At 59.5% G+C, this 14,451-nt stretch carries 15 protein-coding genes and 3 tRNA genes; 3 read left to right on the top strand and 15 right to left on the bottom strand.

Features of this window, described 5'->3' with window-relative positions:
- Positions 1-4: 4 nt before the first annotated feature.
- The 15 genes from nuoK to D4A92_RS15135 form a co-directional block, all read right to left on the bottom strand.
- Positions 5-313 (bottom strand): NADH-quinone oxidoreductase subunit NuoK, encoded by a 309-nt coding sequence (gene nuoK, locus D4A92_RS15205; RefSeq protein WP_054150627.1) that lies wholly within the window; start codon positions 311-313, stop codon positions 5-7.
- 29 nt (positions 314-342) lie between these two features.
- Positions 343-957 carry an NADH-quinone oxidoreductase subunit J gene (locus tag D4A92_RS15200; protein ID WP_203014969.1) on the bottom strand — a complete coding sequence of 205 codons (615 nt, stop codon included), beginning with the start codon at positions 955-957 and terminating at the stop codon, positions 343-345.
- A gap of 151 nt (positions 958-1,108) precedes the next feature.
- Positions 1,109-1,597 carry an NADH-quinone oxidoreductase subunit NuoI gene (gene nuoI / locus D4A92_RS15195; protein WP_054150625.1) on the bottom strand — a complete coding sequence of 163 codons (489 nt, stop codon included), beginning with the start codon at positions 1,595-1,597 and terminating at the stop codon, positions 1,109-1,111.
- A 39-nt stretch (positions 1,598-1,636) separates the two neighbouring features.
- Positions 1,637-2,680 carry an NADH-quinone oxidoreductase subunit NuoH gene (gene nuoH, locus D4A92_RS15190; RefSeq protein WP_203014966.1) on the bottom strand — a complete coding sequence of 348 codons (1,044 nt, stop codon included), beginning with the start codon at positions 2,678-2,680 and terminating at the stop codon, positions 1,637-1,639.
- Between the two features lie 12 nt (positions 2,681-2,692).
- The gene (gene nuoG / locus D4A92_RS15185) at positions 2,693-4,774 is read right to left on the bottom strand and encodes an NADH-quinone oxidoreductase subunit NuoG (RefSeq protein WP_203014963.1); all 2,082 of its coding nucleotides are present in this window, start codon (positions 4,772-4,774) and stop codon (positions 2,693-2,695) included.
- Positions 4,775-4,916: 142 nt separating this feature from the next.
- Positions 4,917-5,681, bottom strand: coding sequence for a 5' DNA nuclease (locus tag D4A92_RS15180; RefSeq protein WP_203014960.1), 765 nt, complete (start codon positions 5,679-5,681; stop codon positions 4,917-4,919).
- 12 nt (positions 5,682-5,693) lie between these two features.
- Entirely contained in the window at positions 5,694-6,998 is a 1,305-nt protein-coding gene (gene nuoF / locus D4A92_RS15175; RefSeq protein WP_203014958.1) for an NADH-quinone oxidoreductase subunit NuoF, read from the bottom strand.
- Between the two features lie 11 nt (positions 6,999-7,009).
- On the bottom strand, positions 7,010-8,134 hold the full coding sequence (nuoE, locus tag D4A92_RS15170; RefSeq protein ID WP_203014956.1) for an NADH-quinone oxidoreductase subunit NuoE: 1,125 nt from the start codon (positions 8,132-8,134) through the stop codon (positions 7,010-7,012).
- Positions 8,135-8,152: 18 nt separating this feature from the next.
- On the bottom strand, positions 8,153-8,395 hold the full coding sequence (locus D4A92_RS15165; RefSeq protein WP_203014953.1) for a hypothetical protein: 243 nt from the start codon (positions 8,393-8,395) through the stop codon (positions 8,153-8,155).
- Positions 8,395-9,585 (bottom strand): NADH-quinone oxidoreductase subunit D, encoded by a 1,191-nt coding sequence (locus tag D4A92_RS15160; RefSeq protein ID WP_203014951.1) that lies wholly within the window; start codon positions 9,583-9,585, stop codon positions 8,395-8,397. Before D4A92_RS15160 ends, D4A92_RS15165 begins: the two co-directional genes overlap by 1 nt.
- 17 nt (positions 9,586-9,602) lie before the next feature.
- A complete protein-coding gene (locus D4A92_RS15155; protein ID WP_203014941.1) occupies positions 9,603-10,205 on the bottom strand; it encodes an NADH-quinone oxidoreductase subunit C in 603 nt (200 codons plus the stop codon).
- An 18-nt stretch (positions 10,206-10,223) separates the two neighbouring features.
- Positions 10,224-10,805, bottom strand: coding sequence for a NuoB/complex I 20 kDa subunit family protein (locus D4A92_RS15150; RefSeq protein ID WP_203014939.1), 582 nt, complete (start codon positions 10,803-10,805; stop codon positions 10,224-10,226).
- Positions 10,796-11,161, bottom strand: coding sequence for an NADH-quinone oxidoreductase subunit A (locus D4A92_RS15145; protein WP_006727567.1), 366 nt, complete (start codon positions 11,159-11,161; stop codon positions 10,796-10,798). The genes D4A92_RS15150 and D4A92_RS15145 overlap by 10 nt, the downstream gene beginning before the upstream one ends.
- Before the next feature lie 261 nt (positions 11,162-11,422).
- Positions 11,423-11,499 (bottom strand) — tRNA-Asp (locus D4A92_RS15140).
- A 63-nt stretch (positions 11,500-11,562) separates the two neighbouring features.
- Positions 11,563-11,639 (bottom strand) — tRNA-Asp (locus D4A92_RS15135).
- 336 nt (positions 11,640-11,975) lie between these two features.
- On the opposite strand from D4A92_RS15135, the gene D4A92_RS15130 reads away from it, so the two are divergent.
- The 3 genes from D4A92_RS15130 (at position 11,976) to D4A92_RS15120 (ending at position 14,379) form a co-directional block, all read left to right on the top strand.
- Positions 11,976-12,051 (top strand) — tRNA-Val (locus D4A92_RS15130).
- Between the two features lie 779 nt (positions 12,052-12,830).
- Complete coding sequence (locus D4A92_RS15125; protein WP_203014936.1) at positions 12,831-13,586, top strand: reverse transcriptase domain-containing protein; 756 nt, start codon at positions 12,831-12,833, stop codon at positions 13,584-13,586.
- Positions 13,587-13,668: 82 nt separating this feature from the next.
- Positions 13,669-14,379 carry a hypothetical protein gene (locus D4A92_RS15120; RefSeq protein WP_203014933.1) on the top strand — a complete coding sequence of 237 codons (711 nt, stop codon included), beginning with the start codon at positions 13,669-13,671 and terminating at the stop codon, positions 14,377-14,379.
- Positions 14,380-14,451 lie beyond the last annotated feature (72 nt).

The raw sequence follows: 14,451 nt of genomic DNA, 5'->3' as shown, positions 1-14,451 counted from the left end.
CCGATCAGCCCTTCATCATGTTGACGTCTTCGACGGCGATGGAGCCGCGATTACGGTAGAAGACCACGAGGATCGCCAGACCGATGGCCGCTTCGGCGGCCGCAACCGTCAGGATAAACAGCGCGAACACCTGGCCGACGAGGTCGCCGAGGAAGCTCGAGAAGGCCACCATGTTGATGTTGACCGCGAGCAGGATCAGTTCGATCGACATCAGGATGACGATGATGTTCTTGCGGTTCAGGAAGATGCCGAAGACGCCCAGGGTGAACAGCAGGGCACTGACTGTCAGGTAGTGGGAAAGACCGATTTCCATAATTCTTGTTCCTTGACCTCGTGCTCGGCTCAGACGCCCTGGCCCGGCTTGACCTTGACAACCTTGACGGCGGTTTCCGGCGTGCGGGCGACCTGGGCGGAGATGTCCTGGCGCTTGATGTTGGTGCGGTGGCGCAGCGTCAGCACGATCGCACCGATCATGGCGACGAACAGGACGAGACCGGCGATCTGGAAGAAGAAGACGTAGTCCGTGTAGAGCACGTCGCCAAGCGCCTGGGTATTCTGGCGGTCTGCCACAGCGGGAATAGGCTGGGTGATCGCGTTCAGAGCTTCCGGGCTGATCGTGGTTCCGCCGATGACGACGACAAGTTCGACCGCAACGATGAGGCCGATAAGCGCGCCAACCGGTGCGTATTTCGCAGCCCCTGCCCTCAATTCGGTGAAGTCGATGTCGAGCATCATGACGACGAAGAGGAAGAGAACCGCGACCGCGCCGACATAGACGACCAGCAGGATCATCGCCAGGAATTCAGCTCCCGTGAGGAGCAGAAGACCCGCCGCGTTGATGAAGGTCAGAATGAGGAACAGGACCGAATGGACCGGGTTCCGAGCCGATATCACCATGAAGGCCGAAGCCACAGCGACAAAGGCGAAGAGATAGAAAAAGAGAGCCTGAAGACCCATGTTGGTGCCTTTTCATCTTCCCCCGGACGAGGGCCCTGCCCCGCCGCCCGATAAGGCGTGACCGATATCCCCATCGGCACGCCCGTTACAAAATTCATCATGTGCCCCGGCGAAGCCCCGCGCTCCGCCCAAGGCGATCGATCCCAAGGGATCAGCGGTAGGGCGAGTCGATCGCGATGTTGCGCGCGATTTCCCGTTCCCAGCGGTCGCCGTTGTCGAGCAGGCGCGCCTTGTCGAAGTAAAGTTCTTCGCGGGTCTCGGTGGCGAACTCGAAGTTCGGTCCCTCGACGATCGCGTCGACCGGGCAGGCTTCCTGGCAGAAACCGCAATAGATGCACTTCACCATGTCGATGTCATAACGCACCGTGCGGCGGGTGCCGTCATTGCGGCGCGGACCAGCCTCGATGGTGATGGCCTGGGCAGGACAGATCGCCTCGCAGAGCTTGCAGGCGATGCAGCGCTCTTCGCCGTTCGGATAGCGGCGCAGCGCATGCTCGCCGCGGAAGCGCGCCGAGACCGGGCCCTTTTCGAACGGGTAGTTGATCGTTGCCTTCTGCTTGAAGAAGTAGCGCATCGACAGGAAGAAAGCGCCGACGAACTCCTTCAGGAAGACCGAATTGATAGCCTGTGCAATTGCCATCTTATTCTCCAATGCAGCTGAGGTTGCGGCCGGGCATCATCACGCCCAACCCATCAGCTTGAGCACGAATGCCGTGATGATGACCATGGCGAGCGAGATCGGAAGGAAGACCTTCCAGCCGAGACGCATCAGCTGGTCATAGCGGTAGCGCGGAACGAATGCCTTCACCATGGCGAACATGAAGAAGACCATTGACGCCTTCAGCACGAACCAGATGATGCCGGGGACCCAATTCAGGAACCAGACGTCGACCGGCGGCAGCCAGCCCCCGAGGAAGAGGATCGTGGTCAGCGAGCACATCAGGACGATGGCTGCATATTCGCCGAGCATGAACATCATGTACGGGGTCGAGCCATATTCGACCATGAAGCCGGCGACGAGTTCGGATTCGGCTTCCGGAAGGTCGAAGGGCGGACGGTTGGTTTCTGCCAATGCCGAGATGAAGAAGATCACGAACATCGGGAAGAGCGCCAACCAGTGCCAGTCGAGGAAGGAGGCCGGAAGACCCATCATCGTGCCGAGGCCGGTGTTCTGGGCAAGCACGATATCAGTCAGGTTCAGCGAACCGACGCAGAGCAAAACGGTGACGATCACGAAGCCCATCGAGACTTCATAGGAGACCATCTGCGCTGCCGAGCGGAGCGCGCCGAGGAACGGATACTTCGAATTCGACGCCCAGCCACCCATGATGATGCCGTAGACTTCGAGCGAGGAGACCGCAAAGACGAAGAGGATGCCGACATTGATGTTGGCGATCACCCATCCGGCGTTGACCGGGATGACGGCCCAGGTCGCGAGCGCCAAAGTCACAGCGACGAGAGGAGCGAGCAGGAAGACACCCTTGTTGGCGCCGGCCGGAATGACCGGCTCCTTGAAGACGAACTTCAAAAGGTCGGCGAAGGACTGGAAGAGACCCCAGGGGCCGACAACGTTCGGGCCGCGGCGCAGCTGAACGGCAGCCCAGATCTTGCGGTCTGCAAGCAGGATATAGGCGATGAAGACGAGCAGGCAGACGAGCAGCAGAAGGGACTGCCCAATCATGATGGCCGCCGGCCACACATAGGTGGAAACGAAATTATCCATGGTCCCCTGCCCTTACTCTGCCGCGGCCTTGAAATTGTTGCGGGCCAATGCCGAGCACTCTGCCATGACGGCCGAAGCGCGTGCGATCGGGTTCGTCAAATAGAAGTCTTTGACCGGCGACGCAAACAGAGACTTGCCCATCTTCCCGGGTTTTTTCGCCAGTGCAGCAATATCGGCCGAAGAGCCCGGCGCGATCTCGTCGATCTCGGCAAAATGCGGGTAGGCTTCATAGAGCTGGCCACGCAGCTGCGACAGCGAATCAAAGGGCAGCTTCTTGCCGAGCACGTCGGAGAGTGCACGCAGGATAGCCCAGTCTTCGCGGGCCTCGCCCGGCGCAAATCCGGCGCGGTTGCCCATCTGGACGCGGCCTTCGGTGTTGACCCAGGTACCCGACTTCTCGGTGTAGGTCGCACCCGGCAGGATAACGTCGGCGTAGTGTGCGCCGTTGTCGCCATGGCTGCCGATATAGACGACGCATTTCGCTGTTTTGGCGGAGAAGTCCAGTTCATCGGCGCCGAGCAGGAAGACGACGTCGAGTGAAGACAGCATCTGACCGGCGGCCACAGCCCCTTCGCCCGGCACGAAGCCGAGGTCGAGAGCGCCGACTCGCGAGGCTGCGGTGTGCAGGACACAGAAGCCGTTCCACTCATCAGTCACTGCGCCGACATCGGCGGCCAGCTTGGCAGCGTTCGCGAGAACAGCCTTGCCGTCGGCGCCGGACAGAGCGCCCTGGCCGATCATAACAAGCGGGTTCTTTGCAGCCTTCAGAGCTTCGGCGAAGTTGTTCTTGCCGGAAATGAGGTCAGACAGCGTCTCGGTGCCAGCACCGAGATATTCGTAAGGGTAACGCAACTCGCCGCCTTCGCCGATCACGCCAATCGGCAGACCACCGCGACGCCAGCGCTTGCGAATACGGGCGTTCAAGACAGCCGCTTCGTAGCGCGGGTTGGCGCCGACGATCAGGATTGCGTCTGCGGCTTCAATGCCTTCGATGCCAGCGTTGAAGAGATAGGTCGAGCGGCCGAGCGACGGATCAAGTGCCGTCCCATCCTGGCGACAGTCGGTGTTCGAGGACCCGAGTGCGTTGACGAGCGACTTCAGCGCGAAGATCTCCTCGACGGAAGCGAGGTCACCGGCGACAGCACCGATCTTGTCAGCGGAGGTCGAGGCAACGGCCGACTTGATCGCGGCAAAGGCTTCGGCCCAGCTTGCGGGCTGCAGGCGGCCATCCTTCTTCACATAGGGGCGGTCGAGACGCTGGGTCTTCAGGCCATCCCAGATGAAGCGGGTCTTGTCGGAGATCCACTCTTCGTTGATCTGCTCGTTGACGCGCGGCATGATGCGCATGACTTCGCGGCCGCGGGTATCGACGCGGATGGCGGAGCCGAGCGCGTCCATGACGTCGACCGATTCGGTCTTGTTCAGTTCCCACGGACGGGCGGTGAAGGCGAAGGGCTTGGAGGTCAGTGCGCCGACCGGGCAGAGGTCGACGACATTGCCCTGCAGCTCCGACGTCATCGCCTGCTCGAGATAGGTCGTGATCTCGGCATCTTCGCCACGGCCGATCAGGCCGAGTTCGGCAATGCCAGCGACTTCGGTCGTGAAGCGGACGCAGCGCGTGCAGTGAATGCAGCGGTTCATCACGGTCTTGACCAGCGGTCCGATATATTTGTCTTCGACGGCGCGCTTGTTCTCGGTGTAGCGCGAGCTATCGATACCGAAGGCCATGGCCTGGTCCTGCAGGTCGCATTCGCCACCCTGGTCGCAGATCGGGCAATCCAGCGGATGGTTGATCAGCAGGAATTCCATCACGCCTTCGCGGGCCTTCTTGACCATCGGCGTGTTGGTGAAGACTTCCGGCAGTTCGCCGTTCGGTCCGCCACGGATGTCGCGCACGCCCATGGCGCAGGAGGCGGCCGGCTTCGGCGGGCCACCCTTCACCTCGACAAGGCACATACGGCAATTGCCGGCGACCGACAGCCGCTCATGGAAACAAAAGCGCGGAACCTCGGCGCCGGCTTCCTCGCACGCCTGCAACAGCGTGAAATGATCCGGAACCTCGATCTCTTTTCCGTCGATCTTCAGCTTAGTCATATTCGCCTTCCTGCCTCACGCTTCCGCGCATCCTGCCGGGGCATTCCTGCCGCGACTGACAGTCTTCGTCCGCAGCGGATGAAAACTGCCGGTTTTATCCCTCAAGTCCGACGCATCGCCCCCGCGCGGCCGAACCTTAATCTCACTTGCCTGACCGAGCCTTGCCGCCCGCCAACCGGCGCGCCTGGCCTGCCCAGTCGTCTCGCAGCACGCGGCCATCGAGACCCAATTCCTTGTCCAGCGCAACAAGCGCCTTTTCATCCATCTCAGCGAGGTCCTTGAGGCGGGTCACTCCCCTGCCCTTCAGGACCTGCTCGACCTTCGGCCCGATGCCGTCGATCTTCTTCAGATCGTCGGCCTTGCCGGAGGCCTTTTTCGGCTTCGCGGCCGGCACGGCGGGCTCGACCTTCGCACTCGGCGGAGCCTTCGCTTTCGGCGCGGCCTTCACCTTCGTTGCAGCGGTCGGCTTGGCAACGACCTTGGCCTTCGGCGCCGGCTTCGGCTTTTCAGCCTTGGCGGGTGCTGGCTTTACCGCGGCTTCGGCCTTTGCCTTCGCCTTTGGCGCGACCTGCTTCTTCGCCTTGACCTCTGCCGGGGCCGGTTGAGGCTCTGACGTCTCGGCGGGCGCCTCTACCTTGCTTTCGGGCTCGGTCGTCTGCTTGGCTTCCGCCGCCTTGCGTTCGTCCTCGAGTTGCCGCGCAATCTGGCCGGTCACTTCCATGGCGCCCTGGATAGAGCCGAGGAAGAGCTTGCTCATCTGCGCCGCCACGCCGAAGCCGAAGGCGGTTGCGGCGGCCATGGCGGCCGCCGGATTGGTCATCAGGTCGTCGAGACCTTCGGGAGCACGAGCATCCGAAGCCTTCTCGTCCGGCCCCTTCTTCCCGCCCTTGTCCGAAGAGCTCGTCATCCCTTTTGTCCCTTACTCTGCCGCTTCCATGACCACCCCGTGGGCGATCGCGTTGCGGGTGTATTGATCGATGCGCTTTTCCATCTCCGGACGGAAATGCTTGATCAGGCCCTGGATCGGCCAGGCAGCCGCATCACCGAGCGCACAGATGGTGTGGCCTTCGACCTGCTTCGTCACCTGGAAGAGCATGTCGATTTCCCGCTTCTGGGCATTGCCCTTCACCATGCGTTCCATGACGCGCATCATCCAGCCCGTGCCTTCGCGGCACGGCGTGCACTGACCGCAGCTCTCGTGCTTATAGAATGCCGAGAGGCGCCAGATGGCCTTCACGATGTCGGTCGACTTGTCCATGACGATGACCGCGGCGGTGCCGAGGCCGGAGCCCAGTTCGCGCAGACCGTCATAGTCCATGATCGCGTCCTTCATCTGGGCGCCCGGCACGCAAGGCACCGAGGAGCCGCCCGGGATGACGGCGAGCAGGTTGTCCCAGCCGCCGCGGATGCCGCCACAGTGCTTTTCGATCAACTCCTGGAAGGTGATCGACATGGCTTCTTCGACCGTGCACGGCTTGTTGACGTGGCCGGAGACCGAGAAGAGCTTGGTGCCGGCATTGTTCGGACGGCCGAAGCTCGAATACCAGGACGCACCGCGACGCAGGATGGTCGGGGCAACGGCAATCGACTCGACGTTGTTGACCGTGGTTGGGCAGCCGTAGAGACCCATGTTGGCCGGGAACGGCGGCTTCAGACGCGGCTGGCCCTTCTTGCCCTCGAGGCTTTCGAGAAGTGCGGTTTCTTCGCCGCAGATATAGGCGCCGGCGCCATGGTGCACGACGATGTCGATGTCATAGCCGAGCTTGTTGTTCTTGCCGAGCAGACCGTAGTCGTAGCACTCGTCGATCGCTGCCTGCAGGGCTTCACGCTCGCGCATGAACTCACCGCGGACATAGATGAAGGCATGATGCGCGCCCATGGCGAAGGACGCGATGACGCAGCCTTCGATCAGGGTGTGCGGATCATGGCGCATGATCTCGCGGTCCTTGCAGGTGCCGGGCTCCGACTCGTCGGCATTGACAACGAGATAGTGCGGACGGCCATCCGATTCCTTCGGCATGAAGGACCACTTGAGACCGGTCGGGAAGCCTGCGCCGCCGCGACCACGAAGACCTGAGGCCTTCATCTCGTTGATGATCCAGTCCCGGCCCTTTTCGAGGATTTGCTTGGTGCCATCCCAGTGGCCGCGCGACATCGCGCCCTTCAGGGACTTGTCCTTGAGGCCGTAGATATTGGTAAAGATGCGATCCTGATCTCTCAACATAACCTAACCTCTCAGCGCGGCTTCTTGCCGAAGACCTTGATGTATTCCGCTTCGCCGCCCTTGGCGAGCGCCTTGGCCTGCTTGACCCAGTCGTCCCGCTCGATGCGGCCGGAGAACTTGAGATAGGTATCCACCCACTCGCGCTCTGCCTTCTTCCACTTGGCGATCTGCTCGAACTTGTAGATGCCAAGGCCGTTCAATGTTGCTTCGATCTTCGGACCGACGCCGGAGATCATCTTCAGATCATCCGGTGTTTCCGGTCGCTCGATGCCGGCAGGACGGTTCTTCTCGTCCATGACAGACGCAGGAGCCGGCGCGGCTTCCTTTTCGACCGGACGGGCCGTATCGGCACTGTCGCCCTTCAGCTTGACGTTTTCGGCAGCAGCCTTCTTGGCGGTCGCCGGGGTCTTCAGCTTCGTGTCCGTTTCAGGCGCATCGGTCACCGGCTTTGCAGCATTCGCCGGAGGCACGGCAGCCTCTTCGGTCTTTGCCGGCGCCGGCGTGTCGGTGAAGCGGATCGGCTGGATGTCGTCGGTCAGCGTGGTCGGACCACCGACCGGCGCCGAGAAGATGCGATCGACCTGCGGGCCCGGCTTGATGTCCGCACCCTTGCCCGCCGCAAAGCGATCGATGATGTGCTCGAGCTGGGTGACCGTCAGGTCTTCATAGGCATCCTTGAAGATCATCACCATCGGCGCGTTGACGCAGGCGCCCTGACACTCGACTTCTTCCCAGGACAAGGTGCCGTCTGCGTTGCGCTCGAAAGGCTCCGGATGGATCTTCGACTTGCAGACGTGAATGAGGTCTTCCGCACCGCGCAGCATGCAGGGCGTCGTGCCGCAGACCTGGATATGGGCGCGTGTGCCGACCGGCTTCAGCTGGAACTGCGTGTAGAAGGTCGCGACTTCGAGGACGCGGATATAGGGCATGTCGAGCTTTTCAGCGACATACTCGATCGCAGCCTTGGTCACCCAGCCTTCCTGTTCCTGTGCGCGCATCAGAAGTGGGATGACCGCCGATTGCTGGCGACCCGCCGGATACTTGCGAATGGTGGCTTCAGCCCAGGTCGCATTTTCCGCATTGAATGCGAATGCTGCGGGCTGGAATTGCTCTTCGGCTAGTCGACGAACGGACATACTTCCTCACGCCTTGTCTCAGTTTATGGAACCACACCGCGTATTCGTCACATTGGCGAATTCGCAGGCATAGGCCGAATTGTCTTTCTGAAGGAATACGAAGAGCTTCGAGCCGGTCCAACTGGAGCTCTTGATCTCGTATCCATCCTGGATCAGCTTGGCCATCGGTACTGAATCCCTCGACGATACAGCTCTGTTCTCCTGGGCCACCGCCTGGGTGGCGCCGAGACAGATCAGCACGGTTGCGAGGGCTCTCAGCATCAGCGGTCTACTTCCCCGAACACGATGTCGAGCGAGCCGAGGATCGCCGAGACGTCGGCCAACTGGTGGCCGCGGCACAGGAAATCCATGGCCTGCAGATGCGCATAACCCGGGGCGCGGATCTTGCAGCGATACGGCTTGTTGGTGCCGTCGGAGACGAGGAACACGCCAAACTCGCCCTTCGGGGCTTCGACGGCAGCATAAACCTCACCGGCCGGCACGTGATAGCCTTCGGTGTAGAGCTTGAAGTGGTGGATCAGGCCTTCCATCGAGCGCTTCATCTCGCCGCGCTTCGGCGGAACGACCTTGCCGTCCAGCGACGAGACCGGGCCGGTCTTCGCATCACCCAGCAGGCGGTTGACGCACTGCTTCATGATCTTCACCGACTCGCGCATTTCGAACATGCGGATCAGGTAACGGTCATAGCAGTCGCCGTTCTTGCCGACCATGATGTCGAAGTCGAGATCGGAATAGCACTCGTAGGGCTGCGACTTGCGCAGGTCCCAGGCAGCGCCCGAACCGCGGACCATGACGCCAGAGAAGCCCCAGGCCCAGCAATCATCGAGGCTGACGACGCCGATGTCGACGTTGCGCTGCTTGAAGATGCGGTTGCCGGTCAAAAGGTCGTCGATGTCATCGAGCTTTTCCGGGAACTGGTCACACCACTTGCCGATATCCTCGACCAGCTGATGCGGCAGATCCTGGTGCACGCCACCCGGACGGACATAAGCTGCGTGCATGCGGGCGCCAGAGGCGCGCTCATAGAACACCATCAGCTTTTCGCGCTCTTCGAAGCCCCAGAGCGGCGGCGTCAGCGCGCCGACGTCCATGGCCTGCGTGGTGACGTTGAGGAGGTGCGAGAGGATACGACCGATTTCAGAATAGAGAACGCGGATCAGCTGACCACGGATCGGAATCTGGATGTCGAGGAGCTTTTCGACGGCCAGCGAATAGGCATGCTCCTGGTTCATCGGCGCGACATAGTCGAGGCGATCGAAATAGGGCAGCGCCTGCAGATAGGTCTTGGTTTCGATCAGCTTTTCGGTGCCGCGATGAAGCAGGCCGATATGCGGATCGACGCGCTCGACGATTTCCCCATCCAATTCCAGAACGAGGCGAAGAACGCCGTGCGCCGCCGGGTGCTGCGGGCCGAAGTTGATGTTGAAGTTGCGGACGTTGTGTTCAGTCATGGTCTCTGCCCTTCCGCTCACTTGGCCGCTTTTTCATCGCCGGGCAGCACGTAATCCGTGCCTTCCCAGGGCGAGAGGAAGTCGAAATTGCGGAATTCCTGCTTGAGCTCAACGGGCTCGTAGACGACGCGCTTGGCGCTATCGTCGTAGCGAACCTCGACGAAACCGGTCGTGGGAAAGTCCTTGCGCAGCGGATGGCCTTCAAAACCATAATCCGTCAGGATGCGGCGCAGATCCGGGTGATCGGTGAAGAGAATGCCGTACATATCCCAGGCTTCGCGCTCGAACCAGTCGGCACCGGGGAAAACCGGGCAGGCCGACGGGACCGGCTTGAACTCGCCGGTTGCGACCTTGATGCGGATGCGCAGGTTCTGACGCGGCGACAGCAGGTGGTAGACCACATCGAAGCGGTCTTCGCGCTTCGGGTAGTCGACGCCGCAGATGTCGATCAGGTTGACGAAGCCACACTGGACGTCATCACGCAGGAAGGTCAGAAGCGGGATCAGGTTTTCCGACTTCGCCGTCAGCGTCAGTTCGCCGAAGCTGATGTCGCTCGACGAAATCAGCGCACCACGGACCTCTGCGAGGTAGGAAGCGAGCTCGTTCAGGGCTTCACTCATGTTTTCAGTCCCTTCGCCTTACCGCTCGATCGTGCCCGTGCGCCGGATCTTCTTCTGCAGGAGCATCACGCCGTAGAGCAGAGCTTCTGCCGTGGGGGGACAGCCCGGCACGTAGATATCGACCGGCACGACGCGATCGCAGCCGCGCACGACGGAATAGGAATAATGATAGTAGCCGCCGCCGTTGGCGCAGGAGCCCATCGAGATCACGTAACGCGGCTCCGGCATCTGGTCGTAGACCTTGCGGAGTGCGGGCGCCATCTTGTTGGTCAGCGTGCCGGCAACGATCATGACGTCGGACTGGCGCGGCGAAGCGCGCGGCGCAAAGCCGAAACGCTCCGCATCGTAACGCGGCATCGACAGCTGCATCATTTCGACGGCGCAGCAGGCCAGACCGAAGGTCATCCACATCAGCGAGCCGGTACGGGCCCAGTTGATCAGCTCGTCGGTAGAGGTGACGAGAAAGCCCTTGTCGGCGAGCTCGTTGCTGATCTCGCCGAAGAAACGGTCGTCGCTGCCGATGGGCTTGCCCGTGTTCGGGTCAATGATGCCCTTGGCCTGAGGCGCCACCAGCGTGGCGTCGGATTGGATCACTCCCATTCGAGCGCCCCCTTCTTCCATTCATAGATAAAGCCGACGGTGAGAACACCGAGGAAAACCATCATCGACCAGAAGCCGAACCAGCCGATCTCACCGAAAGATACTGCCCAGGGGAACAGGAAGGCGACTTCGAGGTCGAAGATGATGAAGAGGATCGACACCAGGTAGAACCGGATGTCGAACTTCATGCGGGCATCGTCGAACGCATTGAAGCCGCACTCGTAGGCCGACAGCTTCTCCGAATCGGGCGCCTTGTAGGCAACGGCAAAGGGCGCCACCAGAAGCGCAATACCGATGATCAAGGATATGCCGATGAAGATGGCGATCGGAAGGTAAGAACCGAGCAGTTCAGTCATCATATCACCCTGCTTGTCTCGCATGCCATGAGGCATCTAGGGCGGAGTCGACAAGCCGTAAAGAGAGTTGCAACGCGCCGTGGTTAGCGCAGGCAGCCAGCCAGCGCAAGTCCAACCAAAGCCTTTTCACCCGATACCGGAGAGCACCTTACCAGCGGGTAAAATGCCTGTCTCGCGCAATCGCGCGTGCAGTGCAAAAAGACGCAGGCTTAGCGTGCTGGCAAAGGCGAACTGGATGAGAACGTGATCCGGAGAAAGAAGTGGCGCGAGTGACGGGGCTCGAACCCGCGACCTCCGGCGTGACAGGCCGGCACTCTAACCGACTGAGCTACACCCGCGCATTTCATGGGTTGGCCCCATGTCTTCGCTGCCCGAAGCAGCATGCCCTGAAGTCTTTGGAATGGCGCGAGTGACGGGGCTCGAACCCGCGACCTCCGGCGTGACAGGCCGGCACTCTAACCAACTGAGCTACACCCGCGCATTTCCAAATCGGGGTTCAAGGCGATCCCCGTCGAGCGGCTTGCCGTTCGATGAGCGGCTCTCTACGGGGTTCATCTGGAGGTGTCAAGCAGCATCTGAGACAAAACCGTGACGGCCCGATTTTTTCCCCCGCCCCTCCCCCGGGGTCATCGGAAGCTCGCTGCTCGCGACAACGCGCCGCAGGCGCAAAACAAGGATTCTGCTCAGTTTTCCACAAGGCCCGATCGACCGCATGACAAAAAAACAAAAAATCTGCACAAACACTCTTGCGGATTTTCCGCGATCCGCATAGATCACGGCCACCGACGCGGCAGACATGATCCGCCAAGCGTACGGGCGATTAGCTCAGTTGGTAGAGCGCTTCGTTTACACCGAAGATGTCGGGAGTTCGAGTCTCTCATCGCCCACCATTTTTCCTCCTCAATCTCTTGTACCTTGGGCAGTTGGTTCTGGCTCGCGTCCGCAAAGATGGCGGCGGCCACTGGTTTATCGACGGCCGGCACTCTCCAGCTACCGAATGAACACAATGAATGCCACGTCATTCCCATACTATCTAGGCTCTGCCTCGCGACCCCATATGATTGCTTTTCCCGGCGAAGCCGTTGCGTCTGATCAGACGCTGAGAGCCTTTGAGCTTGCCGATAAGTTTGAAGTACATCGAAGCCGTAGACGCAAAGAAGCTTGATAGGGCGACCGGGCCAACTAGTGGGTGGGGCCAGGCAATCTCGAGCTTCACGACCGGAACGTCAAAGATGCGACGAGGCAGTCATGATGATCACCAACGGGGCCACTTAAAAGTTTTGGCAGGGGTGAGTCTTTAAAGGCCATTTAAAATCAACATCTGGCCGGAGTAGCAGAACGAACAACAACGGCGGACTTGGTTGCATTTTCTGCTGACAAAACTTATATATGCAGTGCGTCCGGCGATAACCGCACTCGCGTGGCCTACATTGGGATCGCTTCATGTGACCTGATGCCTGGCTTCGGGAATACCTTGACAGGATATTCTCTCAGTTGACGGCTCTGTGTGAATAGAGTTGCTGGTTGCCGGGGCTAGCATGGAGGGCTTTTGCGATGAACAAAAAATCCAAACGCACCAACCTTGCTGTGATGATCCTTACGATCTCGTATCTTCTCATGAAGAATGCGAGCGCCGCTATTGATCTGATCAGCAAGGTTGTCAACTACAATGGTAAGCGCGTTTCACAATTTTGAATATTCTTACGTTAGCAATGGGAAACACGTTTTCTGTCCGTCGGACGTGGGCCGGGCAATCGGGAAAGAGGTAAAGGCTAAAGTAGAAGCCGCCTATTCTTTCGATCCATTTATGTCTCATTTTCAAGAAGGCGCCCACATAAAGGCCCTACACGATCACAGGCAGAACGAATTCTTTTGCCGAGTGGACATCACTCGCTTCTTCTACACCATCCAGAGAAACCGAGTGAAACGCGCGTTGAAAGAGATCGGCGTTGCGTTTCCAGAACATTACGCCAAATGGTCCACCGTGAAGAATCCTTATCAGGGCGGTGGCTATGTCCTTCCCTACGGTTTCGTTCAGTCTCCAATCTTGGCAACGCTAGTCCTTTCGCTATCTCCGGTGACGACATTTTTGCGGCAACTTGATTCCACGATAACCCGCTCTGTGTATATGGATGACATTAGCTTGTCCGGGCCGGATATCCATGCGCTATCGGTTGCCTACAACGAGCTTCGTGAAAATCTGATCGGGAGCGGCTTCCATCTTAACGAGGAGAAGAGTCGCGCGCCTGCAAAACAGATAGATATATTCAACTGTGACCTTGCCAAGGATCGATCTGAGGTTCGACCGGACCGAATAGCGGAGTTTTATGCTGGTGAGCGCAGCGAGCAGAGCGTTGCAGCCTTTGAGCAGTATTGCGACATCGTAAAATCGAGTAACTGGCGCACCACATCAGCCCCAAACTAACTATCTGAAATTCTAATGGGCGGACGCATCTGCGTCCACTCAACGACGCTCGATCAACTGAAAGCAACACGTGAGGCTGTATATGGTCGACCGAATTTCCTACAAGGAATTTAAGGACGAACTCCTGCTAAGTCTCGCCGTTCTAGCTAATGGCGAGACCAGCAAGTTCTTGAACCCGCTAGACGCAGCAAAGAAAATCGAGGAACGGCATAGCTCCTCTTGGGTGATGAGCGCTGCAAAGGATCTGCGTGATAGCGGGTTTCTGACGGGCCAGACGTATCTAAGCGGGGGCGGCTCCTATGCGCTTTCCGGCCCCGGCCTCGAGAGAGCAGAAGAAATCGCGAGCGAACGAGCAGCAGATCTTTATGAACTGATAGATGAAGCCAACGCCTTCCCCCTTGGCGATGAGCATGGAAATAATATTGTGGACGAGAAGGGGAACAGCATCCTTGTCCAACTCGATCCGTGGAAAGAGCCAGCATCCTCGATCATTCAAATCGACCATGTGGCGCCTGACTTTAAATCGCTTGACCGCGCGCTCCGCGACCAAATTGAGGTTCTGAGAGGTGACAACTCATTGCTGGCCGAAGGCCCCGAGGCAAGTCAAAGGCTCGCAGAACTTGAAGCCGGCAAGGCCCTGTTGAAAGCAGAGCAGGCAGATGCCTCCCTCATCAAGCGCTTACTAATCCCTTCGCTCACGTGGTTCAGCAAAAAGGTTGGCGATGAAGCGGCATCGACCGCGATCCAAGCACTCATAGGCATCGTGTTGGCTTGGCTAGCCACAAAAATCTGAGCGTTACAGCGTTACACATTAAAACTATGTTCGATCTGCCTAAGGGCTCAGCTTAGCTTGGTGCTGATGGCA

The sequence above is a fragment of the Rhizobium rosettiformans genome (assembly GCF_016806065.1).
Lineage (GTDB): Bacteria > Pseudomonadota > Alphaproteobacteria > Rhizobiales > Rhizobiaceae > Allorhizobium.
The sequence above is the reverse complement of the archived record's forward strand: the minus strand, read 5'-3'. Positions and strand labels throughout refer to the sequence as shown.

Bases quoted from the DNA above. Each gene is read 5' to 3' on its own strand.
- nuoG (WP_203014963.1), bottom strand. From the start codon at position 4,774: ATGACTAAGCTGAAGATCGACGGAAAAGAGATCGAGGTTCCGGATCAT.
- nuoI (WP_054150625.1), bottom strand. From the start codon at position 1,597: ATGGCAATTGCACAGGCTATCAATTCGGTCTTCCTGAAGGAGTTCGTC.
- D4A92_RS15160 (WP_203014951.1), bottom strand. From the start codon at position 9,585: ATGACTGAACACAACGTCCGCAACTTCAACATCAACTTCGGCCCGCAG.
- D4A92_RS15155 (WP_203014941.1), bottom strand. From the start codon at position 10,205: ATGAGTGAAGCCCTGAACGAGCTCGCTTCCTACCTCGCAGAGGTCCGT.
- nuoF (WP_203014958.1), bottom strand. From the start codon at position 6,998: ATGTTGAGAGATCAGGATCGCATCTTTACCAATATCTACGGCCTCAAG.
- D4A92_RS15145 (WP_006727567.1), bottom strand. From the start codon at position 11,161: ATGACTGAACTGCTCGGTTCTTACCTTCCGATCGCCATCTTCATCGGC.
- D4A92_RS15200 (WP_203014969.1), bottom strand. From the start codon at position 957: ATGGGTCTTCAGGCTCTCTTTTTCTATCTCTTCGCCTTTGTCGCTGTG.
- nuoH (WP_203014966.1), bottom strand. From the start codon at position 2,680: ATGGATAATTTCGTTTCCACCTATGTGTGGCCGGCGGCCATCATGATT.
- D4A92_RS15165 (WP_203014953.1), bottom strand. From the start codon at position 8,395: ATGCTGAGAGCCCTCGCAACCGTGCTGATCTGTCTCGGCGCCACCCAG.
- D4A92_RS15180 (WP_203014960.1), bottom strand. From the start codon at position 5,681: ATGACGAGCTCTTCGGACAAGGGCGGGAAGAAGGGGCCGGACGAGAAG.
- nuoK (WP_054150627.1), bottom strand. From the start codon at position 313: ATGGAAATCGGTCTTTCCCACTACCTGACAGTCAGTGCCCTGCTGTTC.
- D4A92_RS15150 (WP_203014939.1), bottom strand. From the start codon at position 10,805: ATGGGAGTGATCCAATCCGACGCCACGCTGGTGGCGCCTCAGGCCAAG.
- D4A92_RS15120 (WP_203014933.1), top strand. From the start codon at position 13,669: ATGGTCGACCGAATTTCCTACAAGGAATTTAAGGACGAACTCCTGCTA.
- nuoE (WP_203014956.1), bottom strand. From the start codon at position 8,134: ATGTCCGTTCGTCGACTAGCCGAAGAGCAATTCCAGCCCGCAGCATTC.
- D4A92_RS15125 (WP_203014936.1), top strand. From the start codon at position 12,831: ATGGTAAGCGCGTTTCACAATTTTGAATATTCTTACGTTAGCAATGGG.